The sequence below is a fragment of the Bacillus sp. PPSBB_11 genome, assembly GCF_038023285.1.
Lineage (GTDB): Bacteria > Bacillota > Bacilli > Bacillales > Bacillaceae > Bacillus > Bacillus altitudinis.
In genome coordinates this window covers 756,433-763,545 of sequence record NZ_CP150633.1, presented here as the reverse complement: position 1 = coordinate 763,545, position 7,113 = coordinate 756,433, and the positions used below count along the sequence as shown (strand labels likewise).

The window sequence follows — 7,113 nt, the reverse complement described above, 5'->3', positions numbered from 1 at the left end:
TAGAGAGGCAGGAAAAAGTAAGGCGAATGCTGTAAAAACAGCTGTAAATAAAGCAGCGAAAAATGCTAGTCCTGAAGCAAAAAGAGCACTACTTGAATTTTTCAATATAGGAAATGTGTATTCAGCCTGCTTTGAATAAATATCAAAATATCAGATCCGATCTAAAAGACAAAGCACTTAAACAGGAGGCTTTGTCTTTTTTTCTGCTATCCTCTTAAAATACTAGCCATAAGACTCATTTCTGCTCTTTTCAGGCGTATTTGTTGAGCCCGATCACTGTATAAGATTAACATGGAAGGGAATTGACAATAAGGAGAGGATTCTTGTGGCGAAGGTTTTAATGATTACGTTCCCAGCTGAAGGACATGTGAACCCAATGTTAGGAATGATAAGAGCATTTGTTGATCGAGGTGATGAAGTGCATGTGGTCACAACTGAACATTATCAAAAGCGGATCAAACGCTTAGGCGCTCACATACATATACATCCAGATTATATTCGCACATTAAGTGTCGAAGAAAGCGATTTAGAGTCCATGCAGCCATTTTTCCATGCCATGCTACAAACGTCATTAGACATTTTAGAAGTGGTGGAAACTCTTTCTCAACAGCATTCATTTGATTTGGTCTATTTTGATATGTTTGGAGCAGGTGAGCTTGTGCGGGATTACTTACAGATTCCAGGCATCGGTTCGAATCCTTCTTTTGTGCTGCAAGAGGCACATTTTGATACACCTCTATACAGAAAAGATGAGAAGGCGGCTCATCTGTTAGAAGAAATACATGAACGTTTTGGCGTTCAGCCAACCCATTTGATGCAATTCATGAAAAACCGCGGAGAACTGAATATGGTGTATACAAGTGAATATTTTCAGCCGTCTGTTGATGCATTGGATGATTCATTTGTCTTCATTGGACCGAGCTTTCTAAAACGTGCTGACCAGCATGATTTCCCGTTAGAAACGCTTGAGCGAGAGAAGGTCGTCTTTATTTCAATGGGAACGGTTCTTGGAGATACTGAAGCATTCTTTAATATGTGTATTGATGCCTTTGCCGACTTTGATGGAAAAGTGATTCTCGCAACTGGTGAAAAAATCGACATGTCTCTCCTAAAAGAAGCGCCATCTCATTTTCTCATCGAGCCTTATGTGCCGCAGCTTGAAGTCCTTGAACTGACAGATGTGTTTGTGACTCACGGCGGGATGAACAGTGTCAATGAAGGTATTCATTATCATGTTCCAATGGTTGTCATCCCGGTTGACAAAGATCAGCCGATGGTGGCAAAAAGACTGACGGATCTCTCTGCTGCTCGTGCACTCGATAAAGACCAGCTGACAGCAAAGCAGCTGAGAGATACTGTAGAGAGTGTACTGGGAAGTGACACGTACCGTGCTGGGATTGAAAAGATTGAAGAAAGTTTCCAAACAGCAGGTGGAACAGAAAAAGCATTACGTGTCATTGATCAATTTATGCAAGCGAAACAGACTCAATCATGAGTCTCTCAGCGTGTAGACAAACCCTGGCATTCGCCCGCAGGTCTGTGCACTGGTGCTCGCCCTTCCTAGACTGCAAAGGTTTTCTTTCACGCTGAAAAGAAGACAAAGAGCTAAAATAAAGATCATTTTAGCTATTTGTCAACAACCTGACAGACTCAATCATGAGTCTGTTTTTTCGGTGAAAAAAGACATTGTATTTCCCAGATCTGTATGCTAATATTCAATTCGTAATCATTTCGATTAATAATCGTAATGATTACGATAAAATGAACATTTGGGGGAAGTACATATGAATCATCAACCTGTTTACATAAAGAAAAAGGACGAGAAAAAGCAGTCCTTTGTGACATATACCTTGATGCTGTTTTCAGTCATGGCTTGTTTTCTATTGGCATCTTGTTCTGAAAATAAGACCTCTTCCAGTTTAAGTGGAAGAGAAGATGATGAACTGGTGTATGCAAGTACAAAAGATATAAGAGACATTAATCCCCATCTATATGGCGGGGAGATGGCCGCTCAAAATATGGTGTTTGAATCGCTTGTTGTGAATACGGAAAAAGGCATTCAACCTGCCCTGGCCCAAAGCTGGGATATTTCTAAAGATGGAAAAACCTACACATTTCATCTTCGAGAAAACGTGACTTTTTCAGATGGTGAGCCATTTAATGCGAAGGCTGTCAAAATGAATATTGATGCAGTTGTCAAAAATATTGAAAAAAATGCTTGGCTCAATCTCGTGTCAGAAATTAAATCCACAAAGGCTGTAGATGAACATACATTTGTTCTCACATTGAAGGAGCCCTATTATCCAACATTAGAAGAACTTGGTTTAACACGTCCATTCCGTTTTATTTCTCCCAAAAGCTTTATTGATGGCACCACATCAAAAGGCGTCAAAGGTTATGCAGGTACAGGTCCTTATGTGTTAAAGGAACATAAGAAAAATCAATATGCCATTTTTGAAGTGAATCATCACTATTGGGGAAAGAAGCCAAAGATTTCAACAGTGAAATGGAAGGTCATGCCGGATCACCAAACGATTTTACTCGCTCTGCAAAAAGGGGAGATCGACCTCTTATTTGGAGCTGATGGTGACATGATCGACGGAGATTCATTTCAGGCTTTAAAAGAAGCTGGTCAATATGGGGTAACCGTGAGTCCTCCTGTTGGATCAAGATCTATTGTGATCAACTCCAATCAACCAATAACACAAGATCCAAAAGTAAGAGAAGCATTTCAATATGCCATTCAAAAAGAGATGATTACAGAAGGGATTTTAAATGGAACTGAACAGGTGGCACATACACTGCTCGCCCCATCAGTCCCTTACGCAGATATTTCGCTTAAAAAGAAAACCTATCAAAAAAAGAAAGCAGAGGCATTATTAGATGAGGCAGGCTGGAAGCTAAAAGAAGACGGCTATCGCTATCAAGAAGACAAGCCGCTCAGCGTGACCATTTATTATAATTCGGATAATGCAGGTGAAAGAACGATTAGTGAATCGATTCAGCAGGACTTCAAGCAGGTTGGAATCAAGCTGGATATTAGAGGTGAAGAAAAACAGGCATTTTTAGATCGTCAAAAAACAGGAAAATTTGATCTTATGTACTCTCTATCTTGGGGACTTCCTTATGACCCTCAAACATACGTCTCTTCATTCCGTGTTGCATCCCATGCTGATTATCAAGCTCAGTTAGGGTTGAAAAAGAAAAAGTGGCTGGATGAGACCATTACGAAAGTATTGGTGGAGCCGGATGAGAAAAAGAGGGCACAAATGTACCGAGATATTTTGACGTATATTCATGATGAAAATGTGTATATCCCTATTTCCTATTCTGTGACAAAGGCCGTTTATAATAAGCGCCTCAAAGGTGTAGATTTTCATGTATCTCAGTATGAAATTCCCTTTGATCGAATGTATTTTTCGTCATAAATGGGAGGCTGAGACATGACACGCTATATCATAAAACGATTATTGCTTCTTTTGCCGCTCATTGTATTCATTACGTTTTTTGCGTTTGTGCTACTTGCGATGCGTGCGAGTGATCCAGCTGAGGTCGCTTTACGTGTGAACCAAGTAACCCCAACGGAAGAGATGGTTGAATCTATGCGTCAAGAGTTAGGCTTAGATCAACCTTTTTTCATACGCTATGTCACATGGCTTAAAGACGGATTAACAGGTGATTTTGGCAGTAGTTATGTCACACATGAGCCTGTACTTGACCTGATGATGGAGGCACTTCCTGCGACTTTACAGCTTGCAGGGATGTCCCTTTTGTTTATTATTGTGCTGAGTTTGTTATTCGGAATGGTGTGTGCATATGCGGCACATACATGGTTGGATCGAATCGTGAGAGCATTTGTGTTTATTGCAGCTTCCATGCCTAGTTTTTGGTTGGGCATTTTATTTATCTGGCTTTTTTCAGTCAAATTTAACTGGGTCAACACGAGTGGAATGGAAGGGTTTAAATCGCTTCTTTTGCCAGCGATGACTCTATCGTTTGGCTACTTATCGACCTATGTGAGACTCATTCGAAATCAAATCCTAAAGTTTCAGCACGAGCCCTTTGTTTTTTATGCAAGAGCTCGTGGTTTAAAGGAACGAACCATTCAATTGAAGGTGATGAGACATGCCCTTCAACTAGCGGTAACAGCACTCGGTATGTCAATACCAAAGCTCATTGCAGGAACCGTCATTATTGAAAATCTCTTTGCTTGGCCAGGGGTTGGCCGTTTGTGTGTAACAGCTATTTTTCATGCCGATTTCCCTATGATTCAAGCCTATTTGTTTGTGATGGGAATTCTATTCGTTGTGTGCAACCTTATCGCGGACGTCATACAAATGATCATGAATCCGCAGTTAAGAAAGGAGGTCTAAAAAATTTGATCGTATGGAATCAATTAAGAAAAGATCGAATGGCTATTCTGTCTATCTGGCTTTTGGTACTTGTCACATTAGCTGGGCTGTTTGCACCGTTTCTAGCGCCGCATGACCCAACTGACACGAACATTCTTCAAAAATATGCTGGTGTGAGTCTAACATATCCCCTCGGAACCGATCAGCTGGGGAGATGCGTATTGTCCCGGCTCTTATATGGTATTCGGACAACGATGCTTGCTGCCGTGCTGACAATGTGTATCACGATGCTCATTGGCACGATACTTGGACTCGTAGCTGGCTTTTTTAGAGGGAAAGTTGATGAAGTGTTGATGAGAATATGTGATGTCATGCTGTCATTTCCAGCAGAGGTGATGATTTTGGCTGTTGTGGGCATTATGGGACCTGGGCTTTTCAATATTATTTTGGCCAATGTCCTTGCAAAATGGGCTTGGTATACAAGGATGATTCGTTCGTCAGTCCTGCAATATACGAATGAACCATCTGTTCAGTTTGCGAAAGTATCTGGAGGTTCACCTTTTTATATCCTTCGAAAACATCTATTTCCTCGCATCTCAGGAGAGATAGCTGTCTTTGCTACACTTGACGCAGGCTGGGTCATTTTAAATATTTCTGCTCTGTCTTTTCTTGGATTAGGTGTGAGTGCACCTACACCGGAATGGGGCATGATGCTCAACGAGGCGAAGAATGTCATGGTGACGCACCCGGCTCATATGCTCCCGCCTGGACTTGCGATCTTATTTGTGGTCATGGCACTGAATTTTTTAGGAGACAGTCTTCAGCAGGTCATGAACCCTGCCATGCATCTTAGCAACAAAAAAAGGGGGAGACGATTTGCCTTTCATCGAGATAAAAAACCTGTCCGTACATGATCCGATTCAACAAAAGGATTTGGCGGCAAATATCACGTTTACATTACATAGACAACGTTGTTTAGGCGTTATTGGAGAAAGTGGAAGCGGAAAATCAACCGTTGCAAAAGCATTAATTGGCCTTATCCCTCCTTCGCTAGAGATGATTGGGACCATTTTGTTTGACGGTGAAAAATTGACAAGTCAGACTGCACAGCAGTGGAGAGGAAAGCGAATTGGCTACATTCCACAAGATGCTATGAATGCGTTCAATCCAATTGAAACAATTGGTCATCAAATACTTGAAACGTTCCAGCGGCATTTGGGTTTACGTGGAAAAGAAGGGACAGCACATGCGATCACTGGGCTAGAACGTGTCCATTTAAACAATCCGCATATGTTAATGAAAAAATATTCTCATGAGCTGTCGGGAGGAATGCTTCAACGTGTCATGATTGCCATTACGATCATGCTTTCTCCTGACGTGATCATTGCCGATGAGCCTACAGCATCATTAGATGCATATAACCGGCGCGAAGTCATCACACAATTACAGAGGCTGAAAGAAGAAACAGGAGCTGCCTTGATCATCATTTCTCATGATTTAGGCGTCGTTCAGGCAATCGCTGATGAATTGTTGGTGATGCACCAAGGGAAGATGCTTGAGCATCGTCATGCAAAAGAGATATTTACATCACCTGAGCATCCTCAAACGAGGCATTTACTAGAAACGAGGCTTCGCTTATCGGCACCCCTTGAAGCACTGAGGCAGCAGAAGAGAGTGAGGGCATTCCCATGCTGATCACAGCAAATCAACTACTTAAACATGGAGAAGATAAAGGGCGCTTTTTTCATAAAGAGGAATCCATAGCACGCATAGCTCAGGTTTCATTTCAGGTTGGAGAAGGTGAATGTGTCGGGTTAGTCGGTGAGAGCGGTAGTGGTAAAAGTACAATAGCACGTACGCTGCTTGGTTTAGAAACATTAGACGGCGGAGAGATAAAGATAGATGGATGGCCAGCTCATACATGGCGTAAGATGAACCGGGGGGAAATGAGTGTTGTTTTTCAGGATTATCTATCTTCTGTCCATCCTTCCTTTACAGTGAAAGAGATCATAGCAGAACCCATGCAAATAATAAAGCGAAACATGAATATGAACCAAAAAGTGTTGTCCCTGCTCAAGCAAGTAAGACTTCCATCGTCTTTGCTAAATCAATATGCTCATCAGCTAAGCGGCGGTCAGCTCCAGCGTGTATGCATAGCAAGAGCCATATCGACGAATCCAGCCATTCTCATCTTAGATGAAGTCCTTAGCTCACTTGACGTTTCTGTCCAAGTTCAAATATTGGAGCTTCTTGAGACATTAAAGCAAGAGTTAGATATGACCATTCTCATGATTACCCATGATCTAGAGGCAGCCGTTTATTTATGTGATCGACTTCTTTTTTTACATGAGGGAAAACTTGTGGAAGAATGTAAAAGTGACCAGCTGTTTGAAGCGACTCATCCATTTACGCTCAAGCTAATAGACTCACTCATGCCTTTTCAGCTTGACAAAAAATAACCAATCTTTTATCGTATACGTAACAAACGACGGAAGGGTGACCCAATGCAATGAAGTACTAATCCTATGACCTGTAAGCAAAATGAAAGAACGAAGGCAGTGAGCAAACGATATGTGTTGCTATGTTTGCTGCGTTTTCATTTTTTAGCTTCGGAATAGGATGGTACAGCTTGGGAATCAAAGATTGAAGTGATGGATACGGGGGATATGTGTGCTTATTTGATGAACCGCATGTCATTCTGTATCGATACGCTCTTATTTTTGTACACCATTTTGCCTCCTATTCTGAGAATGGGAGGCTT

Annotated in this window: 6 protein-coding genes; all 6 read left to right on the top strand. The window is 41.6% G+C overall.

Annotation, left to right across the window (positions count from 1 at the left end; all coding sequences use genetic code 11):
* Nucleotides 1-325 precede the first annotated feature (325 nt).
* The 6 genes from V7L95_RS03865 (at nucleotide 326) to V7L95_RS03840 (ending at nucleotide 6,811) form a co-directional block, all read left to right on the top strand.
* A complete protein-coding gene (locus V7L95_RS03865) occupies nucleotides 326-1,495 on the top strand; it encodes a macrolide family glycosyltransferase (RefSeq protein WP_017359181.1) in 1,170 nt (389 codons plus the stop codon).
* 289 nt (nucleotides 1,496-1,784) lie between these two features.
* Nucleotides 1,785-3,428, top strand: coding sequence for a nickel ABC transporter substrate-binding protein (nikA, locus tag V7L95_RS03860; protein ID WP_340968067.1), 1,644 nt, complete (start codon nucleotides 1,785-1,787; stop codon nucleotides 3,426-3,428).
* Between the two features lie 15 nt (nucleotides 3,429-3,443).
* Nucleotides 3,444-4,373: a nickel/cobalt ABC transporter permease gene (gene opp1B, locus V7L95_RS03855; protein WP_017368098.1), complete on the top strand. Its 930-nt coding sequence runs from the start codon at nucleotides 3,444-3,446 to the stop codon at nucleotides 4,371-4,373.
* A gap of 5 nt (nucleotides 4,374-4,378) precedes the next feature.
* A complete protein-coding gene (gene opp1C, locus V7L95_RS03850; protein ID WP_079919156.1) occupies nucleotides 4,379-5,266 on the top strand; it encodes a nickel/cobalt ABC transporter permease in 888 nt (295 codons plus the stop codon).
* The gene (locus tag V7L95_RS03845; RefSeq protein ID WP_340968066.1) at nucleotides 5,229-6,047 is read left to right on the top strand and encodes an ABC transporter ATP-binding protein; all 819 of its coding nucleotides are present in this window, start codon (nucleotides 5,229-5,231) and stop codon (nucleotides 6,045-6,047) included. Before opp1C ends, V7L95_RS03845 begins: the two co-directional genes overlap by 38 nt.
* On the top strand, nucleotides 6,041-6,811 hold the full coding sequence (locus tag V7L95_RS03840; RefSeq protein ID WP_046527391.1) for a dipeptide/oligopeptide/nickel ABC transporter ATP-binding protein: 771 nt from the start codon (nucleotides 6,041-6,043) through the stop codon (nucleotides 6,809-6,811). Before V7L95_RS03845 ends, V7L95_RS03840 begins: the two co-directional genes overlap by 7 nt.
* The last annotated feature ends 302 nt before the right edge of the window (nucleotides 6,812-7,113 follow it).

Coding starts and splice junctions, on each gene's coding strand:
- nikA (WP_340968067.1), top strand. CDS start 1,785: ATGAATCATCAACCTGTTTACATAAAGAAAAAGGACGAGAAAAAGCAG.
- opp1B (WP_017368098.1), top strand. CDS start 3,444: ATGACACGCTATATCATAAAACGATTATTGCTTCTTTTGCCGCTCATT.
- V7L95_RS03840 (WP_046527391.1), top strand. CDS start 6,041: ATGCTGATCACAGCAAATCAACTACTTAAACATGGAGAAGATAAAGGG.